The organism is Paraburkholderia ginsengiterrae, assembly GCF_001645125.1.
GTDB lineage: Bacteria > Pseudomonadota > Gammaproteobacteria > Burkholderiales > Burkholderiaceae > Paraburkholderia > Paraburkholderia ginsengiterrae.
On the sequence record NZ_LXKA01000349.1, the window covers coordinates 40,900 to 59,994 of the forward strand.

At 63.9% G+C, this 19,095-nt stretch carries 12 protein-coding genes and 1 pseudogene; 9 read left to right on the forward strand and 4 right to left on the reverse strand.

From position 1 onward, the window contains the following. Positions 1-62 precede the first annotated feature (62 nt). From A6V37_RS30255 to truB, 8 genes are all read left to right on the forward strand, one after another. Complete coding sequence (locus A6V37_RS30255) at positions 63-1,298, forward strand: pyridoxal phosphate-dependent aminotransferase (protein ID WP_064269680.1); 1,236 nt, start codon at positions 63-65, stop codon at positions 1,296-1,298. A gap of 367 nt (positions 1,299-1,665) precedes the next feature. Then, the gene (gene scpB, locus A6V37_RS30260; protein WP_064269681.1) at positions 1,666-2,628 is read left to right on the forward strand and encodes an SMC-Scp complex subunit ScpB; all 963 of its coding nucleotides are present in this window, start codon (positions 1,666-1,668) and stop codon (positions 2,626-2,628) included. 64 nt (positions 2,629-2,692) lie between these two features. Further along, positions 2,693-4,564, forward strand: coding sequence for a 23S rRNA pseudouridine(2605) synthase RluB (gene rluB, locus A6V37_RS30265; RefSeq protein WP_064269682.1), 1,872 nt, complete (start codon positions 2,693-2,695; stop codon positions 4,562-4,564). Between the two features lie 441 nt (positions 4,565-5,005). Further along, positions 5,006-5,464, forward strand: coding sequence for a ribosome maturation factor RimP (gene rimP, locus A6V37_RS30270; protein ID WP_064269683.1), 459 nt, complete (start codon positions 5,006-5,008; stop codon positions 5,462-5,464). Then, positions 5,461-6,936 carry a transcription termination factor NusA gene (gene nusA / locus A6V37_RS30275; protein ID WP_064269684.1) on the forward strand — a complete coding sequence of 492 codons (1,476 nt, stop codon included), beginning with the start codon at positions 5,461-5,463 and terminating at the stop codon, positions 6,934-6,936. The genes rimP and nusA overlap by 4 nt, the downstream gene beginning before the upstream one ends. A gap of 93 nt (positions 6,937-7,029) precedes the next feature. Beyond that, positions 7,030-9,981, forward strand: coding sequence for a translation initiation factor IF-2 (gene infB / locus A6V37_RS30280; protein ID WP_064286643.1), 2,952 nt, complete (start codon positions 7,030-7,032; stop codon positions 9,979-9,981). Between the two features lie 186 nt (positions 9,982-10,167). After that, entirely contained in the window at positions 10,168-10,533 is a 366-nt protein-coding gene (gene rbfA, locus A6V37_RS30285; protein ID WP_064269686.1) for a 30S ribosome-binding factor RbfA, read from the forward strand. A gap of 103 nt (positions 10,534-10,636) precedes the next feature. Next, positions 10,637-11,572, forward strand: a complete 936-nt coding sequence (truB, locus tag A6V37_RS30290; RefSeq protein ID WP_064269687.1) for a tRNA pseudouridine(55) synthase TruB — start codon at positions 10,637-10,639, stop codon at positions 11,570-11,572. A 64-nt stretch (positions 11,573-11,636) separates the two neighbouring features. Here truB and A6V37_RS30295 read toward each other — a convergent pair. The 4 genes and pseudogenes from A6V37_RS30295 to A6V37_RS30310 form a co-directional block, all read right to left on the reverse strand. Continuing rightward, a pseudogene (locus A6V37_RS30295) lies at positions 11,637-13,232 on the reverse strand (DHA2 family efflux MFS transporter permease subunit); the annotation flags it as partial. Continuing rightward, positions 13,231-14,490: an EmrA/EmrK family multidrug efflux transporter periplasmic adaptor subunit gene (locus A6V37_RS30300; protein ID WP_064269689.1), complete on the reverse strand. Its 1,260-nt coding sequence runs from the start codon at positions 14,488-14,490 to the stop codon at positions 13,231-13,233. The gene A6V37_RS30300 and the pseudogene A6V37_RS30295, both read right to left, overlap by 2 nt. Before the next feature lie 78 nt (positions 14,491-14,568). Further along, complete coding sequence (locus A6V37_RS30305; RefSeq protein WP_064286647.1) at positions 14,569-16,092, reverse strand: efflux transporter outer membrane subunit; 1,524 nt, start codon at positions 16,090-16,092, stop codon at positions 14,569-14,571. Positions 16,093-16,141: 49 nt separating this feature from the next. After that, positions 16,142-16,657 carry a MarR family winged helix-turn-helix transcriptional regulator gene (locus A6V37_RS30310; protein ID WP_064269691.1) on the reverse strand — a complete coding sequence of 172 codons (516 nt, stop codon included), beginning with the start codon at positions 16,655-16,657 and terminating at the stop codon, positions 16,142-16,144. A 360-nt stretch (positions 16,658-17,017) separates the two neighbouring features. On the opposite strand from A6V37_RS30310, the gene typA reads away from it, so the two are divergent. Beyond that, on the forward strand, positions 17,018-18,844 hold the full coding sequence (gene typA / locus A6V37_RS30315) for a translational GTPase TypA (RefSeq protein ID WP_064269692.1): 1,827 nt from the start codon (positions 17,018-17,020) through the stop codon (positions 18,842-18,844). The last annotated feature ends 251 nt before the right edge of the window (positions 18,845-19,095 follow it).

Consider the following 19,095-nt stretch of genomic DNA (forward strand, 5'->3'; position numbering starts at 1 on the left):
CACGCTAAACTGTTGGCTCCGTTGAACATCTATCCCAACCCTTGCCCAGTCTGGAAGCCTCGATGAGCGAATCGGATCCGCATCACCTGCATCAGCCATCCGTTCCGAACGCACGCGACGCCGTGCGCGCCCTGCGGCCTTCGCAGATCCGCGAAGTCGCCAACGCGGGGTTCGGCGTCGATGATGTGCTGCCGTTCTGGTTCGGCGAATCCGACCGGGTTACGCCGGCCTTTATCCGCGACGCAGCTAGCGCGGCGCTGGCCGGCGGCGCGACGTTCTATACGCATAACCTGGGCATCGCGCCGTTGCGCGCGGCGCTGGCGGACTACGTCGGCGAATTGCACGGCGCGACCTCGTCCGATCACATCGCGGTGACCAGCGCCGGCGTCAACGCGCTGATGCTTGCCGCGCAGCTGGTGGTGGGGGCGGGCGACCGCGTCGTCGCGGTGACGCCGCTGTGGCCAAACCTGGTCGAGATTCCGAAGATTCTCGGCGCGCATGTCGAAACCGTTGCGCTTGATTATGGTGAGCGCGGCTGGCAGCTTGATATCGAGCGGTTGCTGGCGGCGCTGACGCCCGGCACCCGCATGCTCCTCGTCAACTCGCCGAACAATCCGACCGGCTGGGTGATGCGCCGCGACGAGCAGCGCGCCGTGCTGGCGCATTGCCGCCGCCATGGCATCTGGATCGTCGCGGACGAGGTTTATGAGCGGCTGTACTACGCGGATGCCGCCCCTGCCGCGAACGGCGTGGCTGCGCGTACAGCGCCGTCGTTCCTCGACCTGGCCTCGCGCGACGAACGCGTGATCTGCGTCAACTCGTTCTCGAAGGCGTGGCTCATGACTGGCTGGCGGCTCGGCTGGATCGTCGCGCCGTCGGTTTTGATGGACGATCTGGGCAAGCTGATCGAGTACAACACCTCGTGCGCGCCGGCGTTTGTGCAGCAGGCGGGCATCGCGGCGGTCCAGCAGGGCGAGCCCTTCACGCGTGAACTGGTGCACGATCTGAAGGCATCGCGCGACCATCTGGTGCACGCGCTGTCCACGGTGCCGGGTGTCGACGTCAAGGCGCCGCCTGGCGCCATGTACCTGTTTTTCTCGATGCCGGGCGCGACGCGCAGCCTGGAGCTGTGCAAGGCGATGGTGCGTGAAGTGGGCCTCGGCGTAGCGCCGGGCAGCGCGTTCGGTCCGCAAGGCGAGGGTTTCGTGCGTTGGTGCTACGCCTGCGATACGGCGCGGCTTGACGCAGGCGTCGAGCGGCTGAAACAGTTTCTGGCACACGCTGGCGCGGCGCGCTGAGCAGGCGGCGCAACTGATGGTGGACCGGGTGTCAAGGCGCCATCGAGCCAACTGGTTGGCAAAAGCGGGGGCGTGCATTTTAGTCCGCTTGATCGCTCCAGCACGCCCGCGAGGCCGCGGCATAAAAAATGCGCGGGGGATTTCGTCTTTACGCACCGGGCGTTTTTGCGTAATATGGCGCTCAGTCATGCGATTCCTATCAGGAATATCGCCGCTCCGTCCGGCTGGGTTTGGCTCGATAGTCTGTTTCGCCTCCCCCCGGTGCGTGCTCCCATCAATATGACCGATCAGAATCGGGCGAGCGCGTCTTCAGTTCCACATCGTCTGTTTGATCCGGTTCTTTGACCACAGGGTCTGACCTAGCTGCATGAATACCCAAGAGGCGAAGATCGTCCTCGAGACTGCCTTGATCTGCGCGCAGGAGCCATTAAAGCTCGCCGAGTTGCGCAAGCTCTTTGCCGACGGCGTGTCGGCAGACACCGTTAGGACGTTGCTCGAAGACCTCAGGCAGGATTGGTCTGGGCGCGGTGTGGAGCTGGTCGGGCTGGCGTCGGGCTGGCGGTTTCAAAGCAAGCCCGCGATGCGTTCGTATCTGGATCGTTTGCATCCTGAGAAGCCGCCGAAATATTCGCGCGCGGTGCTCGAAACGCTCGCGATTATTGCCTACCGGCAGCCGGTCACGCGTGGCGACATTGAAGAGATTCGCGGCGTCACCGTGAATACGCAGGTCGTCAAGCAACTCGAGGATCGCGGCTGGATCGAGGTGATCGGCCATCGCGACGTACCGGGCCGTCCGGCGCTGTATGCGACCACGCGACAGTTCCTCGACGACCTCGGGCTGAAAGCGCTCGACGAATTGCCGCCGCTCGCCGATCCGTCGGCGCAGCTGAATGTGGATTTGCTCGGCCAGCACGCGATCGAATTTGCCGACGCGGATGCCGACGCCGCGCAGGCGGCGGTCGAGAGCGACGAGGGCACGCAGGAAGAGCCGGTGGATTCCGGCGCCACCGAGGCCGCTATAGCGGACGAGGCTGCCGGCACGGCCGGCGAGGCCGGCCTGCAAGACATGGCGCCGGCCGGGCAAGAGGACACCGCAACGGCAGACGTTGCAACGCAGACCGGCACTGCCGAGTCCGCACTGAATCACGATCCGGCCTCCCAGGCCGATCCGGCAGTACCCGCGCACGGCTCGGGCGTAATCCGCGATGCGGAGCATGCCGCCGAGCCGAACCCGACCACGGCGGCGCACGGCGATCCAGAAGATCACCGCGATGCGGCGCAGGACGAAGGCATGCTGACCGACGACGAAGCCGAGTCGCGCAGCGCCTGACGTAACCGAACTTTTTTTGCCACGCCCGCAATGGGCGTGCGCGACCTGACATTTTGAGGTTGTTTTGACACATACCCACGACACCGATTCGTCCGAATCCGAGCGCGCCGTGCCGTCGGCGCGCGCTGACGAAACGCACGCCACGCAAGCATCGGCCGGCGCCGGTGAGCGCCAGGCGCAGACCACGGAAGCGGAGGGTGAAGACCGTCCGCGCCGCGGCCTGCGTCGCGGGCCGCGCAGCCTGATCGCGCGGCGCCGCGCCGGGGCGAAGACGAAGGGCGCCGAAGGCGCGCCCGCGCAAGGGGCGCCGGTCGCCGCCGAGGCGCCGCCGGACGGCGAGGTCGTCGCGCAAGTGCGCATGCCGCGAAAGGACGCGGGCGCCAAGGGGCAGGGATCGCGGCGCAATGCCGGTGGGGCCAAGCGCGAAGGTGGTCAGCGCGAAGGCGCGCCGGGTGAAGGTCAGCGGACGCGTCAGCCGCGCGAAGGCGGCCAGCGCCAGAACCGCCGCGGCGGCGAAGCGGAGGCGGCGACGCCGGATGCGACTCAGGACGACCTGTTCTCGTATGTCACCTCGCCTGCGTTCGACGCGGATAACAGCGCCACTGGCGGCGTGCGTGCTCCGATGCTGCGCCGTGGCAAGCCGGCCGCGCCCAAGCGCGTGCTCTCGGCGGACGACGACGCGCCGAAGCTGCACAAGGTGCTGGCCGAGGCCGGCATGGGCTCGCGCCGCGACATGGAAGAACTGATCGTTGCCGGCCGCGTGTCGGTCAACGGAGAACCGGCTCATATCGGCCAGCGCATCATGCCGACCGACCAGGTTCGTATCAACGGCAAGCCGGTCAAGCGCAAGCTGGCAAACAAGCCGCCGCGCGTGCTGCTGTATCACAAACCCACTGGCGAAATCGTCAGCCACGCCGATCCGGAAGGCCGTCCCTCGGTGTTCGACAAGCTGCCGCCGATGAAAACCGCCAAATGGCTGGCGGTCGGCCGTCTCGACTTCAACACGGAAGGTCTGCTGATGCTGACCACCTCCGGCGATCTGGCGAACCGTTTCATGCATCCGCGTTACAGCGTCGAGCGTGAATATGCGGTGCGTGTGGTTGGCCAGCTGGCGGAAGGCATGCGTCAGAAGCTGCTGAATGGCGTCGAGCTGGACGACGGCCCGGCGAACTTCCTGCGCATCCGCGACGGCGGCGGCGAAGGCACCAATCACTGGTATCACGTCGCGCTCGCCGAAGGGCGCAACCGCGAAGTGCGTCGTATGTTCGAAGCGGCCGGCCTGATGGTCAGCCGCCTGATCCGTACGCGCCACGGCCCGATCTCGCTGCCGAAGGGCTTGAAGCGCGGCCGCTGGGAAGAACTCGAAGACAATCAGGTGCGCGCGCTGATGGCGTCGGTCGGCCTGAAGGCACCCGCCGAAGAGCGCGGCAGCCGCAACGCGGCGCCGGAGCGCAAGCAACCCGATCCGATGCAAACGTCGATGGGCTTCATCGGCCGCGAACCCGTGCTGATGTCGCATAGCCGTTTCGATGCACAGCAACCGCGTGGCCAGGGCCGGCGCGGTGCGGCGGGCGGTGGCATGGGTGGCGGAATGGGCTCGGGTTTCGGCGGCGGTTACGGCAACCGTGGCACGGGCCGTAACGCAGGCGGTTTCGGCGGCGCGATGGGCGGCGGCGTGGGCGGCCCGCGTGGCGGCCGTGACGGCCGTGACGTCGACGGCAATCGTGCTCCGACCGGCGGAACTGGCAATCGTGCGGGCGGTGGCGGCAAGCGCGCCGGCGGCAACAGCGCCGGCGTCAACAGCGCCAATGCGGGCAACCGTGGGCCGGGTGGCAATCGCAGTGGCGGCAATGGCAACCGCGCCGGCGGCAACGCCAACCCGGGCGGAGCCAATCGTGGTGGTGGCGCGCCGCGCGGCCGCTCGCGTGGCCGCTAACGAGTACACGCCACGGGTTTCATGTCATTCATGAAGCCGTGGCGCGCCGGAAGTAGGGGCAGATTTCTTTGCCCCGGCTTGTCCGGCGCAGGTTGAGGCGGCGCCAGCCGCCTTGCAAAAAGCCCGAAAAGTCGCCATATCGCAGAAAGTTTCCCATGAAATCAAGCGGAAAAGCGCGTTGGGTGGCGTTCTGCGGTTTGCGTTTGTCCTGAAAAATGGCTACAATCGCGGAGTCGCTGGGCGTGCGGCTTTTTAAGTGCGGCTCAGGTGCGACCACCGGCAATAAGATGATGGGCGTTTAGCCCATTTTTTTTTGCCGCTCAGTTCTCAGTGGTTCGGCATCTCGGGTAGCACGAACGTGCGCCGGCTTGGCGCGCGGCCCGCATTGGTTGTTTGCAGAACAGGCGGCAGGCTCGCTGCGCGAACATCTAAGAGGGCATTGTGCAACTGACGGAACTGATTGAAACCACGGTCGTGGGACTCGGCTACGAGCTCGTCGACTTCGAGCGCACCGGGCGCGGCATGATGTGTATCTATATCGACCAGCCGGCCGGAATTGCGATCGAAGACTGCGAGAAAGTCACGCGTCAGCTCCAGCACGTTCTGACGGTCGAAAATATCGATTACGAGCGGCTTGAAGTGTCGTCGCCGGGTCTCGACCGCCCGCTGAAAAAACTGGCGGATTTCGAACGCTTCGCAGGCAGCGAAGTGGTCATCACATTGAAAAAGCCATTGGACGGTCGGAAATCGTACCGGGGCATCCTGCATGCTCCGCAAGGCGAAACGATCGGTCTGGAATTCGAAGGAAAAGAAGGCGCCGCGATGCTCGATTTCACGCTCGCGGACATGGACAAGGCCCGCCTCGTTCCGAAAGTTGACTTTAGGAGCCGCAAACAATGAGTCGCGAAGTGTTGATGCTGGTGGATGCGCTGGCACGCGAGAAGAATGTCGACAAAGACGTGGTATTTGCCGCGCTCGAAGCGGCTCTCGCTTCGGCCTCCAAGAAACTCTTCGAAGAAGATGCGGATATCCGCGTCCAAATCGACCGTGAAAGCGGCGAACACGAAACGTTTCGCCGCTGGAAAGTGGTCCCGGACGAAGCCGGCTTGCAGGAGCCGGATCAGGAAATTCTGCTGTTCGAAGCGCGCGAACAGAAGCCCGAAATCCAGCTCGACGATTACATCGAAGAGCCGGTGCCGTCGATCGAATTCGGCCGTATCGGCGCGCAGGCCGCCAAGCAGGTGATCCTGCAGAAGGTGCGCGACGCTGAACGCGAGCAGATCCTGAACGACTTCCTCGAGCGCGGCGAGCACATCATGACCGGCTCGGTGAAGCGGCTCGACAAGGGCAACTTCATCGTCGAAACCGGCCGTGTCGAAGCGCTGCTGCGCCGCGACCAGCTGATTCCGAAGGAAAACCTGCGCGTGGGCGACCGCGTGCGCGCCTATATCGCCAAGGTCGATCGCACCGCACGCGGTCCGCAGATCGAACTGTCGCGCACGGTGCCCGAATTCCTGATGAAGCTGTTCGAGATGGAAGTGCCGGAAATCGAACAGGGCCTGCTGGAAATCAAGGCGGCCGCCCGTGATCCGGGCGTGCGCGCGAAGATCGGCGTGGTCGCGTACGACAAGCGCATCGATCCGATCGGCACCTGCGTCGGCATTCGCGGTTCGCGCGTGCAGGCCGTGCGTAACGAGCTCGGTGGCGAAAACGTCGACATCGTGCTATGGTCGGAAGATCCCGCACAGTTCGTGATCGGCGCGCTCGCGCCGGCAGCCGTCCAGTCGATCGTCGTCGATGAAGAAAAGCATTCGATGGACGTGGTCGTAGACGAAAACGAACTGGCGGTCGCGATCGGCCGCAGCGGCCAGAACGTGCGTCTTGCCAGCGAACTCACCGGCTGGCAGATCAACATCATGACGCCGGACGAATCTGCGCAAAAGCAGAATCAGGAACGTGGCGTACTGCGTGACCTGTTCATGGCGCGTCTCGATGTCGACGAAGAAGTCGCCGACATCCTGATCGACGAAGGCTTCACGAGCCTCGAAGAGATTGCCTATGTGCCGCTCAACGAAATGCTCGAAATCGAAGCATTCGACGAAGACACCGTTCACGAACTGCGTAACCGCTCGCGCGACGCGTTGCTGACTCAGGCGATCGCGAATGAAGAAAAGGTCGAAAATGTAGCGCTCGACCTGAAGAGCCTGGACGGCATGGACGCCGATCTTCTCGCCAAGCTGGCTGAACATCAGATCCAGACGCGCGACGAACTTGCCGAACTGGCTGTGGATGAACTGGTCGAGATGACCGGAATGGAAGAGGATGCCGCTAAGGCGTTGATCATGAAAGCACGTGAACACTGGTTCCAGTGAGAAATGACCATGGCGCACTAAATTGAAGCGGCCGTCAGGCCGCATGACAAGATGCTAACCGCAAGGAATCGGTCCTTGCATTAAGAGGAATGAATGGCGAGTAACAACGTAGCCCAATTTGCCGCGGAACTGAAGATGCCAGCAGGCGTGCTCCTTGAGCAGCTGCAGGCAGCAGGCGTCACCAAAGCGAGTGAAGACGACAGCTTGTCCGAAACGGACAAGGCGCGTCTGCTCGACCACTTGCGCAAGTCTCACGGCTCGACTGATGCGGACAAGCGCAAGATCACGCTGACCAAGCGGCATACGTCGGAGATCAAGCAATCCGACGCGACGGGTAAAGCTCGCACCATTCAGGTCGAGGTGCGTAAGAAGCGCACTTTCGTCCGCCGCGACGAATCCGCCGCTGAAGGCGGCGATGCATCGAATCATGTGGCCGAAGCCGCCGAGGTCGACGACCTCGAACTCCAGCGCCGTGAAGAGGAAGCTCGTCACGAAGCCGAGCTGCTCGAAAAGCAGGCTCAGGAGCTGAAGGCGCGTCAGGAACAGCTCGAACGCGAAGAATCCGAACGTCAGGCGCGCGAAGAGGCTGCTGAAGCCGAGCGCCGCCGCGCGGAAGAAGAAGCGGCGAAGAAGCGCGCAGCGGCTGCGGCCGAGGCGGCGGCTCGCGAGAAGGCCCAGCAGCAGGCAGCGCAAGCCGTGAAGGCCGAACCGGTTGTCGCGAAGGCTGCTGCGGAGCCGGTGGCTGCCAAGGAAGCCGAGCAGGACGACGAGCGCGCAGCCGCGGAACGTGCCGCGCAACGCGAAGCCGCGAAGAAGGCGGAAGACGCAGCGCGTCAGGCTGCCGAGAAAGCGCGCGCGGAACAGGAAGAAATCGCCAAGCGCCGTGCCGCGGCGGAAGCCGAAGCGCGCGCGATTCGCGAAATGATGAACACGCCGCGCAAGGCGCAGGTCAAGGCGCCGGAGCCGGCACCGAAGCCCGCTGAACCGGCCAAGGCCGCGGAAGCCAAAGGTACGTTGCACAAGCCGGCGCGTCCGGCGGGCGAGGCGCCGGCACGGCCGGCCGCGCGCAAGCCGGCCACTGCAGCGGCGCCGGCTGCTCCGGCTGCGCCTTCCGCCGGCGACAAGAAAAAGCCGGGCGGCAAGGGCGGTTGGCAGGACGACGCAGCGAAGCGCCGCGGCATCAAGACGCGTGGCGATTCGAGCGGCGGTGTCGATCGTGGCTGGCGCGGCGGCCCCAAGGGGCGCGGCAAGCATCAGGAACAGACCACCTTCCAGGCGCCGACCGAACCGATCGTGCGTGAAGTGCACGTGCCGGAAACCATCACGGTCGCCGATCTGGCGCACAAGATGGCGGTGAAGGCCTCGGAAGTCATCAAGTCGATGATGAAGCTCGGCCAGATGGTCACGATCAACCAGATGCTGGACCAGGAAACGGCGATGATCATCGTCGAGGAACTGGGTCACCACGCGGTGGCGGCCAAGCTGGACGATCCGGAAGCCATGCTGGTCGAAGGCGAAGTGTCGGATGCGGAAGCATTGCCGCGTCCGCCGGTCGTTACGGTCATGGGCCACGTCGACCACGGCAAGACCTCGCTGCTCGACTACATTCGCCGCGCGAAGGTCGCAGCGGGTGAAGCGGGCGGGATTACGCAGCACATCGGCGCGTATCACGTCGAAACGCCGCGCGGCGTCATCACGTTCCTCGACACGCCGGGTCACGAAGCGTTTACGGCAATGCGTGCTCGCGGTGCCAAGGCAACCGACATCGTCATTCTGGTGGTGGCCGCCGACGACGGCGTGATGCCGCAAACCAAGGAAGCTATCGCTCACGCGAAGGCAGGCGGCGTGCCGCTCGTCGTCGCGATCAACAAGATCGACAAGCCGGATGCGAATCTGGAGCGCGTCAAGCAGGAACTGGTCGCCGAAGGCGTCGTGCCGGAAGAGTACGGTGGCGATTCGCCGTTCGTGCCGGTGTCGGCGAAGACTGGCGCGGGCATCGACGACCTGCTCGAAAACGTGCTGCTGCAAGCCGAAGTGCTGGAACTGACCGCACCGGTCGAAGCGCCGGCCAAGGGTCTCGTCATCGAAGCGAAGCTCGATAAGGGTAAGGGTCCGGTTGCAACGATCCTGGTCCAATCGGGTACGCTGAACCGCGGCGACGTGGTGCTGGCAGGCAGCGCTTACGGTCGCGTGCGAGCCATGCTCGACGAAACCGGCAAGCCGACCAAGTCGGCAGGCCCGTCGATCCCGGTTGAGATTCAAGGTCTGTCGGAAGTCCCGCAAGCTGGCGAAGAAGTCATCGTCATGCCGGACGAGCGCAAGGCGCGTGAAGTCGCGCTGTTCCGTCAAGGCAAGTTCCGCGACGTCAAGCTGGCCAAGCAACAGGCCGCGAAGCTCGAGAACATGCTGGAACAGATGGGCGAAGGCGAAGTGGCGTACATGCCGCTCATCGTCAAGGCCGACGTGCAAGGTTCGCAGGAAGCGCTGGTGCAGTCGCTGCTCAAGCTGTCGACCGACGAAGTCCGCGTGCAGATCGTGCACGGCGCCGTGGGTGGCATCAGCGAGTCGGACGTCAACCTCGCTACGGCTTCGAAGGCGGTCATCATCGGCTTCAACACCCGTGCGGATGCACAGGCGCGCAAGCTGGCGGAAACCAACGGCGTCGATATTCGCTACTACAACATCATCTATGACGCAGTAGATGAAGTGAAGGCTGCGATGTCGGGCATGCTGGCACCGGAGAAGCGCGAAGTCGTGACGGGTACGGTCGAAGTGCGTCAGGTCTTCAAGGTACCGAAGATCGGCGCGGTGGCCGGCTGTATGGTCACGGACGGTTTCGTCAAGCGCTCGTCGTCGGTGCGCGTACTGCGCAACAACGTCGTCATCTTCACGGGCGAGCTGGATTCGCTCAAGCGCTTCAAGGACGACGTGAAGGAAGTCCGTCAGGGCTTCGAGTGCGGTATGTCGATCAAGAACTTCAACGATATCGTCGAAGGCGATCAGTTCGAAGTCTTCGAGGTCACCGAAGTCGCGCGTACGCTGTAATTCACGCGGCACGGCTCTAGGGGCGGAGCGGGCTTTAACGCCCGCTCCGCCCGTTGTTTTTGGGGCCGCCGTTTCGCGCCCGCGTTCGGGTTGTTGTCCAGTTGGCCTGCCTGAATATCGCCCGGACGAAACCCGCTGCCGCGCGAACCACTTTTTAGCATCCGTTCGAACGGATCACACAACACCATGCCTAAAAAACGTACTTCTCCCAATCGCAACGTGCAGATCGCCGATCAGATCCAGCGTGATCTGTCCGAGTTGCTGCGCGAGGTCAAGGATCCGCGCATTGGCATCGTCACGATTCAGAGCGTCGAGCTGACGCCGGATTACGCGCACGCCAAGGTCTATTTCACGACGCTGACGGGCGACCCGCAGCAGACGCAGGAAGCGCTCACGCACGCGGCCGGCCACCTGCACAATCAGTTGTTCAAGCGCCTGCACATCCATACCGTGCCGACGCTGCATTTCCACTACGATCAGACGATCGAGCGCGCTGTCGAGATGTCGAAGCTGATCGACGAAGCCAACGCCAACCGCGCGAAGGAAGACTGAGCGCGCCCCGTCAGCATGCTGGCGGTAGCTTTCGTTGCCAGACTCAAGCGGTGATGCGCTCAATGCTGGTTTCCGTACCCCTCGACGATTTCGTCTTTCTGACATGACCGCACCTCAACGCCCCCGCGTGCCGCGTCGCGCGCTCGACGGCGTGCTGCTCCTCGACAAGCCGCTCGGCCTGTCGAGCAACGACGCGCTGATTCGCGCGAAACGTCTCTATCTGGCGAAAAAGGCGGGCCACACCGGCACGCTCGATCCGCTGGCGACCGGCTTGCTGCCGCTTTGCTTCGGCGAAGCCACCAAGTTTTCGCAAGACCTGCTCGAAGCCGACAAGACGTATGAGGCCATCATGCGCCTCGGTATTCGCACGACCACCGGCGACGCCGAAGGCGAAGCGATCGACACGCGCGCCGTGACCTGCGACGAGGCGGCGGTCAAGGCGGCGCTCGGCCAATTCCTCGGCGATATCGTCCAGGTGCCGCCCATGTATTCCGCACTCAAGCGCGACGGCAAGCCGCTTTACGAATATGCGCGCGCCGGCCAGACGGTCGAACGGGAAGGGCGGCAGGTGACGATTCACGCGCTTGAACTGCTCGCTTGCACGCTGCCGGACGTGACGTTTCGCGTGACGTGCAGCAAGGGCACGTATGTGCGCACGCTGGCCGAGGACATCGGCGAAGCGCTGGGGTGCGGCGCGCATCTGGTGGCGTTGCGGCGTACCGGTGTCGGCGCGCTGACGCTCGAAAATTCGGTGACGCTCGACGCGTTGTCCGACGCGACAGAAAGTGAACGGGATGCGTGGCTGCAACCGGTGGATGCGTTGCTATCGACGTTTCCGCTCGTGCGTCTGGATGACGATGCGACGCGCCGCTTCCTGCACGGCCAGCGGCTGAAACTTTCCGAACTGGAGATCAGCGACGAAGCGGCCAACGCATCGCGCGTGCGTGTCTACGCGGCGCAAGGCCGGCTGCTCGGTGTCGCGAAACCGGGTGAGGGTGTGCTGGCGCCAGAACGGCTGGTGGTGACAGCGGCCGGTTGAACTCGCCGCCGCGGCGCGCCGCTCCTCGAGCAAGCGCGGCCGCAGCGAACGCCGCAATGCACCCTTAGTGCGCCGCCGCAGCCGCGGCACCCGCGTCACCGCCTGCGCGCTCGGGCCTCGCCATCCAGATCAGCGCGATCAGCGCGACAAAGATCCCGGCTGACACGAAGAACAGATCGTTCACGCCCAACTGCGCGGCCTGCTGGGTCGCCATCGTATTGAACAGCCCGTACGCCTGTGGCTGATTGAAGCCCGCCGCGCCCATCTGCCGGATCGACTGATCGAACACCGGGTTATACGCACTGGCCTGCTCGGCCAGTTGCGCGTGATGCATGATGGTGCGGTGATCCCACGCCGTCTGGAAAATCGACGTGCCGATGCCGCCGCACATGATCCGCACGAAGTTCGACAAGCCCGATGCCGCCGGAATTCGCTGGCCCGGCAAGCCCGACAACGTGATCGACACGAGCGGGATGAAGAAGCCAGCCATACCGATACCCTGAATCAGCGTGGGCACCAGCAGCGAGTAAGTATCGACGCCGGTCGTATAGCGCGAGCGCATCCAGAAACACAACGCGAACACGAGGAACGACAGCGTCGCGATATAGCGCGGATCGGTACGCGGCAACACCTTGCCGGTGATCGGCGACAGCAGCACGGCGAACATGCCGACCGGCGCCATCACGAGACCGGCTTCGGTGGCGGTGTAGCCGATATCGGTCTGCAGCCACAACGGCAGCAGCACGAGGTTGCCGAAGTAGAGGCCGTAGCCGATCGACAGCGCAATCGTGCCGCTGGTGAAATTGCGCCGGCTGAAGAGCGAGAGATCGACCACCGGATGGTCGGCAGTCAACTCCCACACTATAAAGAAAGCAAGCGCGACGACCGCGACCAGCGCCAGCACCACGATCGTGGTCGACGAAAACCAGTCGAGGTCCTTGCCCTTGTCGAGCATGACCTGCAGCGAGCCGACCCAGACGATCAGCAAGCCGAGACCGACGCCGTCGATCGGCGCTTTTCTGATGACCGAATCGCGGTTGCGAAAAATCATCCACGTCGCCATGGCGGCCACGATGCCAACCGGAATGTTGACGTAGAAGATCCACGGCCACGAAATGTTGTCCGAGATCCAGCCGCCGAGAATCGGGCCCGCCACTGGCGCGATCAGCGTGGTCATCGCCCACATCGACAAGGCCATGGGCGCCTTGGCGCGCGGATAACTGGCAAGCAGCAGCGTTTGCGAGAGCGGGATCATCGGCCCGGCCACCGCGCCTTGCAACACGCGCGAAGCGAGCAGAAACGGCAGGGTCGGCGCGAGACCGCACATCCACGACGAGATCACAAACAGCACGATCGACGCCATGAACAGCCGCACCTGGCCGACGCGGTCGGTGAGCCAGCCTGTGAGCGGCACCGAGATCGCGTTGGCGACCGCAAACGACGTGATCACCCACGTGCCCTGGTCGGACGATACGCCGAGGTCGCCGGAAATCGATGGAATCGACACGTTGGCGATCGACGTGTCGAGCACATTCATGAAGACGGCGAGCGACACCGCGATGGTGCCGATCACCAGTTGCGCGCCCTCGAGCGGAGGATGAGGGACTTGCGCCTGAGCCTGAGCCATTAAGGAAGCCTTGTGTGAGTCGTCGTGCCGCTTACATCAACTTCGCTGCAGGCTTCGTCGCGGCCGATTTGGCCGACGATTGGGTCGACGACTGTGCCGACTTCTGCGTGCCGCCGTTCGGACCTGCGTTTTGCGCGATGATCCGGGCAATTTCCGCGTCGGCTTCGTCACCGTACTTCGCGAACACGTCGGTCTGGTAGACCGTGTTCGGCGCTTGCCCGAGCTGGCCGCCGTTGTCGTCCTTGATGCTGACGTCGGCTTGCATCGACAGGCCGATGCGCAGCGGATGCTTTTCAAGTTCCTGCGGATCGAGGGCGATCCGCACCGGCAGACGCTGCACCACCTTGATCCAGTTGCCGGTCGCGTTCTGCGCGGGCAGCAGCGAGAAGGCCGAACCCGTGCCCGCCGAGAAGCCGACCACCTTGCCGTGATACACCACCGACGAGCCATACACGTCGGCCGTCAGTTCGACCGGCTGGCCGATGCGCATGTGCTTGAGCTGCACTTCCTTGAAGTTCGCGTCGACCCATACGCCGCCGAGCGGCACGATCGCCATCAGCGGGGTGCCCGGCGAGACGCGTTGGCCGACTTGCACCGAACGTTTCGCGACGTAGCCCGTGACCGGCGCCGGCAGCGTGTTGCGCGCGTTGTTCAGATACGCGTCGCGGACCTTCGCGGCGGCGGCCTGCACGTTCGGATGGCTGGCGATCGTGGTGTTGGCGGTCAGCGCGCGGTTCGACGCCAGCTGCTGCTGGGCGGCGTCGACGGAGGCTTGCGCGCTCTTCACGGCGTCGCGGGCGTGCGAGATTTCTTCCAGCGACACGGCGCCGGTTTGCGCCACCGTCAGGCGGCGCTTCAGGTCGTCCTGGGCGCGCGACAGATCGGACTCGCGCTGGGCGACTTGCGCCTCGTATTGATTGTCGTCGGCGAAGAGGCCGCGCACCTGGCGCACCGTTTGCGCCAGATTCGCTTCGGCCTGTTCCAGCGCGACGCGGGCGTCGGCCGGATCGAGCACGACGAGCGGGTCGCCGACCTTGACGGTCTGCGTGTCGTCCGCGTTCACGGCGACCACGGTGCCGGTGACTTGCGGCGTGATCTGCACCACATTGCCGTTCACATACGCGTCGTCGGTGTCCTCATGGAAGCGTGCGACGAGGAAGTAGTACAGGCCATAAGCGATCGCGGCGATCAGGATCACGATGACGAGCAGCGTCATCATCCGCTTGCGTTTGCCGTTGTTCGCCGATTGTGCCGGCTGTGTGTTAGCCGCGGGCTGTTGGGGGGTGCTCATTGATGTGCTCCGGGTTCTTTCAAAACGCGTCGTTTATTCGGATGTTCGTGCGTGGGTTCGACGGGATGCGTGGCGCGCTCAGTTTGCCGCGGCGGTCGCGGCAGTGGCCGATGCAGTGGCCGCCGATGCCGGGGCATCGGTCGGCACCACGAGGCCGGTCTGCGTCGCGTCGAAACCGCCGCCCAGCGCCTTGATGAGGCCGATCTGCAGATCGCGGCGGCGCATCTTCAGGCTGGTCACCGTCTGTTCGGCGGAGAGGCGGTTCTGGTCGGCGGTCAACACCTGCAACTGCGGTGACAAACCGGCCTTGTAGCGGATCACGGCCAGCTGATACGCCTTGGTCGAGGCGTCGAGCGCGCGTTGGGCGTCACCCGATTGCTGGTCGATCGAACGGATCGACGACACTTGCGTCGCGACGTCGGAGAGCGCGTTGATCAGCGTCTGGTTGTAGTTCGCCACGTCCAGGTCGAAGTCGGCGTAACGCCCCTTCAGTTGCGAGCGCAGTGCGCCGGCGTCGAAGATCGGCAGATGAATGGCCGGCCCGAATTGCATCTGGCGGCTGCTGAATTGAAGGAAACGGCCCCAGCCGAAAGCGTCGAAACCGAAGCCGGCGGCGAGGTTCACGTCCGGGAAGAATTCGGCTTTGGCTTCCTTCACGTCGTGCATCGCGGCTTCGACCTGCCAGCGCGCGGCGACGATATCCGCGCGGCGCGCCACGAGGTCGGCCGGCAGGTTGTTCGGCAACGTGACCGTATCGCCTTTGGTCAGCTTGGGCTCGGCGATCTGCAAGCCGCGGTCCGGACCCTTGCCGAGCAGCGCGCCCAACTGGTAGCGCGCCACGGTGATCTGGCCGTCGAGGTCGGTCAAATTCGCCTGGCTGGTCGCGATGTTGCCGTTCGCGGTTTCCCGCTCGACGTTGGTGTCGAGGCCAGCGCTGACACGGCCATTGGTGATGCGGCTGATATCCTGGCGGTTGGCGATTTCGCGCGCGGCGATGTCGCGAAACGCATACAGCTGCGCGAGCTGGTTATACGTGCTGGCCACCGCCGCGGCGAGCGTGACGCGCGCCTGCTGCATGTCGGCCTCGGCGGCCTTTTCCTGCGACACGGCCTGGCCGAGACGCTCGCGGTTCTTGCCCCACAGATCGAGGTCCCAGGACGCGCTCGCGAGCGCGTTGTTCTCGCTATACCACGTGCCGCCGTACGGAGGCGGGTAGAGCGAGTTGGCCGAGAAGATTTCGCGGGTCCACGAATAGCTGCCGTTGACCTTCGGATACAGCGCCGAGCGCGAACTCTCGATGTACGACGACGCCTTGGCGATGCGCGCCTGCGCCTGGGCAATCGACGGGCTGCCTTCCAGTGCTTCCGCGATCAGCTTGGGCAGTTGCGGATCGCCAAACTGATTGGCCCAGTCGAGCGAGGGCCACTGGCCGCCCTGGCCGGGCAGGCTTTGGGCGGACTCATACTGAGCCGGCGACGATATCTGCTTGTCGCTTTTCAAACCGAAGTAGTTCGCGCAGCCCGTGAGGGCGAGCGCCGTCACCGCGGCGGCGACAGCGCCCCGGCTCGAAAGAGCAGACGCGGACAGGGAAAGGGATTTCATCGCTCGACTCTTTGAGTGGAATGTAATGATGGACACTGCAAGCAATTTATTACGATTTACTGTCAAAATTGCTTGCTGCATCACGGGTTAGTCCCGCTTGTTCGCCCGAATTAACCAGCACGCGGCGCAGCATGCTCTTCAGAAACCCCACTTCTTCGGGGGTGAAGCCACCCAGCAGGCTGTCCAGCACGCCGTTGAAAATAGCCGGCATTTTGGCGGCGATAGCGTGACCTTCGGGTGTCAGCGCGAGGCGTACGACCCGCCGGTCCTCGTTGCTGCGCACCCGGGTCAGCAGGCCGCGTTTCTCCAGCCGGTCGACCAGACGCGTCACGGCACTCGCGTCGATGCCGTACTCGCGCGCCAGCTCGGCCGCCAGCAGGCATTTGCCGCTTGCCACCATGAACAGGATGCTGCCTTGCTGGCTGGTAATGCCCAACTCGGCCATGCTGCGCTGCGTGACCAGATTGGACAGGGTCGATTTCACCCGGGAGATCAGATAGCCGACGCTTTCGCCCAGTTGATACTCGCTGATTTCCGGCGCGGGTGTAGAGGTCGGCTCTGTCATGATTCTCGTGCGAATGCAATGGTTGACTAGGCAGGATTATAGTTGGCCGTTGATTGACGCGACAAGTGTTATTACAGCTTAGGCAAGGATCTTTTCCCGCTCAAGATGTAATCCATGCGTTTTCGCGTAGGGTTTCGCCGACATGGTTCGACGTTATTTCGCATGCGTCACGAGGCAAGGTAAGGCCGCTCCATCAGGGAATACCAGATAGCTTCATTTGTGCGTGCTACAATATTGGGTTCCCAAAAGTGCGCTTTGGGCTTGTCGTGGTTGAACTCAGTAGTTGGCCCATAAGCGGCCAATAACCGGCATACGCAAGCGGTAAGCAAGCGGCGCACTCCAACTGTCTCCAGGTTTCCTATGACCCGCGCCCTACGCAATATCGCCATCATTGCTCACGTCGACCACGGCAAGACCACGCTCGTCGACCAGCTCCTCCGCCAGACCGCCACGTTCCGCGACAACCAGCAGGTTGTCGAGCGCGTGATGGACTCGAACGACATTGAAAAGGAACGTGGCATCACGATCCTGTCGAAGAACTGCGCGGTCGAGTACGAAGGCACCCACATCAACATCGTCGACACGCCGGGCCACGCCGACTTCGGCGGTGAAGTGGAGCGCGTGCTGTCGATGGTCGACTCGGTGCTGCTGCTGGTGGACGCGGTCGAAGGCCCGATGCCGCAAACGCGTTTCGTGACCAAGAAGGCGCTGGCGCTCGGTCTGAAGCCGATCGTGGTGATCAACAAGGTGGATCGCCCTGGCGCGCGGATCGACTGGGTGATCAACCAGACTTTCGACCTGTTCGACAAGCTGGGCGCAACCGACGAGCAGCTGGACTTCCCGATCGTGTACGCGTCGGGTCTGAACGGCTATGCGGGCTTGACGCCGGACGTGCGTGAAGGCGATATGCGCCCGCTGTTCGAAGCCGTGCTGCAACACGTGCCGGTCCGCCCGGCCGATCCGGCAGCGCCGCTGCAACTGCAGATCACGTCGCTGGATTACTCGTCGTACGTCGGCCGTATCGGCGTAGGCCGCATCACCCGCGGCACGATCAAGCCGGGCATGGCAGTCGCCGTGCGTTCGGGTCCCGACGGCGCGATCCTGAACCGTAAGATCAATCAGGTCCTGTCGTTCAAGGGGCTGGAGCGCGTGCAGGTCGACTCGGCTGAAGCCGGCGACATCGTGCTGATCAACGGTATCGAAGAAATCGGTATCGGCGTGACCATCTGCGCACCGGAACAGCCGGAAGCGTTGCCCATGATCACCGTCGACGAACCCACGCTGACCATGAACTTCCTCGTCAATTCGTCGCCGCTGGCCGGCCGCGAAGGCAAGTTCGTCACGAGCCGTCAGATTCGCGACCGCCTGATGAAGGAACTGAACCACAACGTCGCGCTGCGCGTGAAAGAAACGGGCGACGAAACCACGTTCGAAGTAGCGGGTCGCGGCGAGCTGCACCTGACCATTCTGGTCGAAAACATGCGCCGTGAAGGCTACGAGCTGGCCGTGTCGCGTCCGCGCGTGGTGATGACGGAAGTCGACGGCGTGAAGCACGAGCCGTACGAAAACCTGACCGTCGATATGGAAGACGGCCACCAGGGCGGTGTCATGGAAGAGTTGGGCCGCCGCAAGGGCGAAATGCTCGACATGGCGTCGGATGGCCGTGGCCGTACGCGTCTTGAGTATCGTATTTCGGCGCGTGGCCTGATCGGCTTCCAGTCGGAATTCCTGACGCTCACGCGCGGCACGGGCCTGATGAGCCACACGTTCGATTCGTACCAGCCGGTCAAGGAAGGCGCAGTGGGCGAGCGCCGCAACGGCGTGCTGATCTCGCAGGACGACGGCGCGGCAGTTGCATACGCGCTGTGGAAGCTGCAGGATCGCGGCCGTATGTTCGTGTCGCCGGGCGAGCCGCTGTACGAAGGCATGATCATCGGTATTCACAGCCGTGACAACGACCTGGTCGTGAACCCGATCAAGGGTAAGCAGCTGACCAACGTGCGTTCGTCGGGTACGGACGAAGCGGTGCGCCTCGTGCCGCCGATCCAGATGTCGCTGGAATACGCGGTCGAGTTCATCGACGACGACGAGCTGGTCGAAGTCACGCCGCAGTCGATTCGTCTGCGCAAGCGCTATCTGAAGGAACACGAGCGCCGCAGCGCGAGCCGCAAGGGCGCGGTGGACTGATAAGCAGGCGCCGGCTCGCGCCGGTGCGCTCCGTCAGTCGTGCAAAAGCCGCCTCCGGGCGGCTTTTGCCGTTTCTGGGCGCAAGCAGCGTAGCAAGCCGTTGGCGGCGGGTCCCGCTCTGTTTTGTCCCGTTTGGCCCCGTTTCCCGCAGAACACTGTTGCAAGTCGCGAACGTCGCCCGAAAGCCCGATGCGGCGGGCTTGAGCGGCAATCCGTCTGCTATCTGCACTATCCGTTCTGTGCTATGCTCC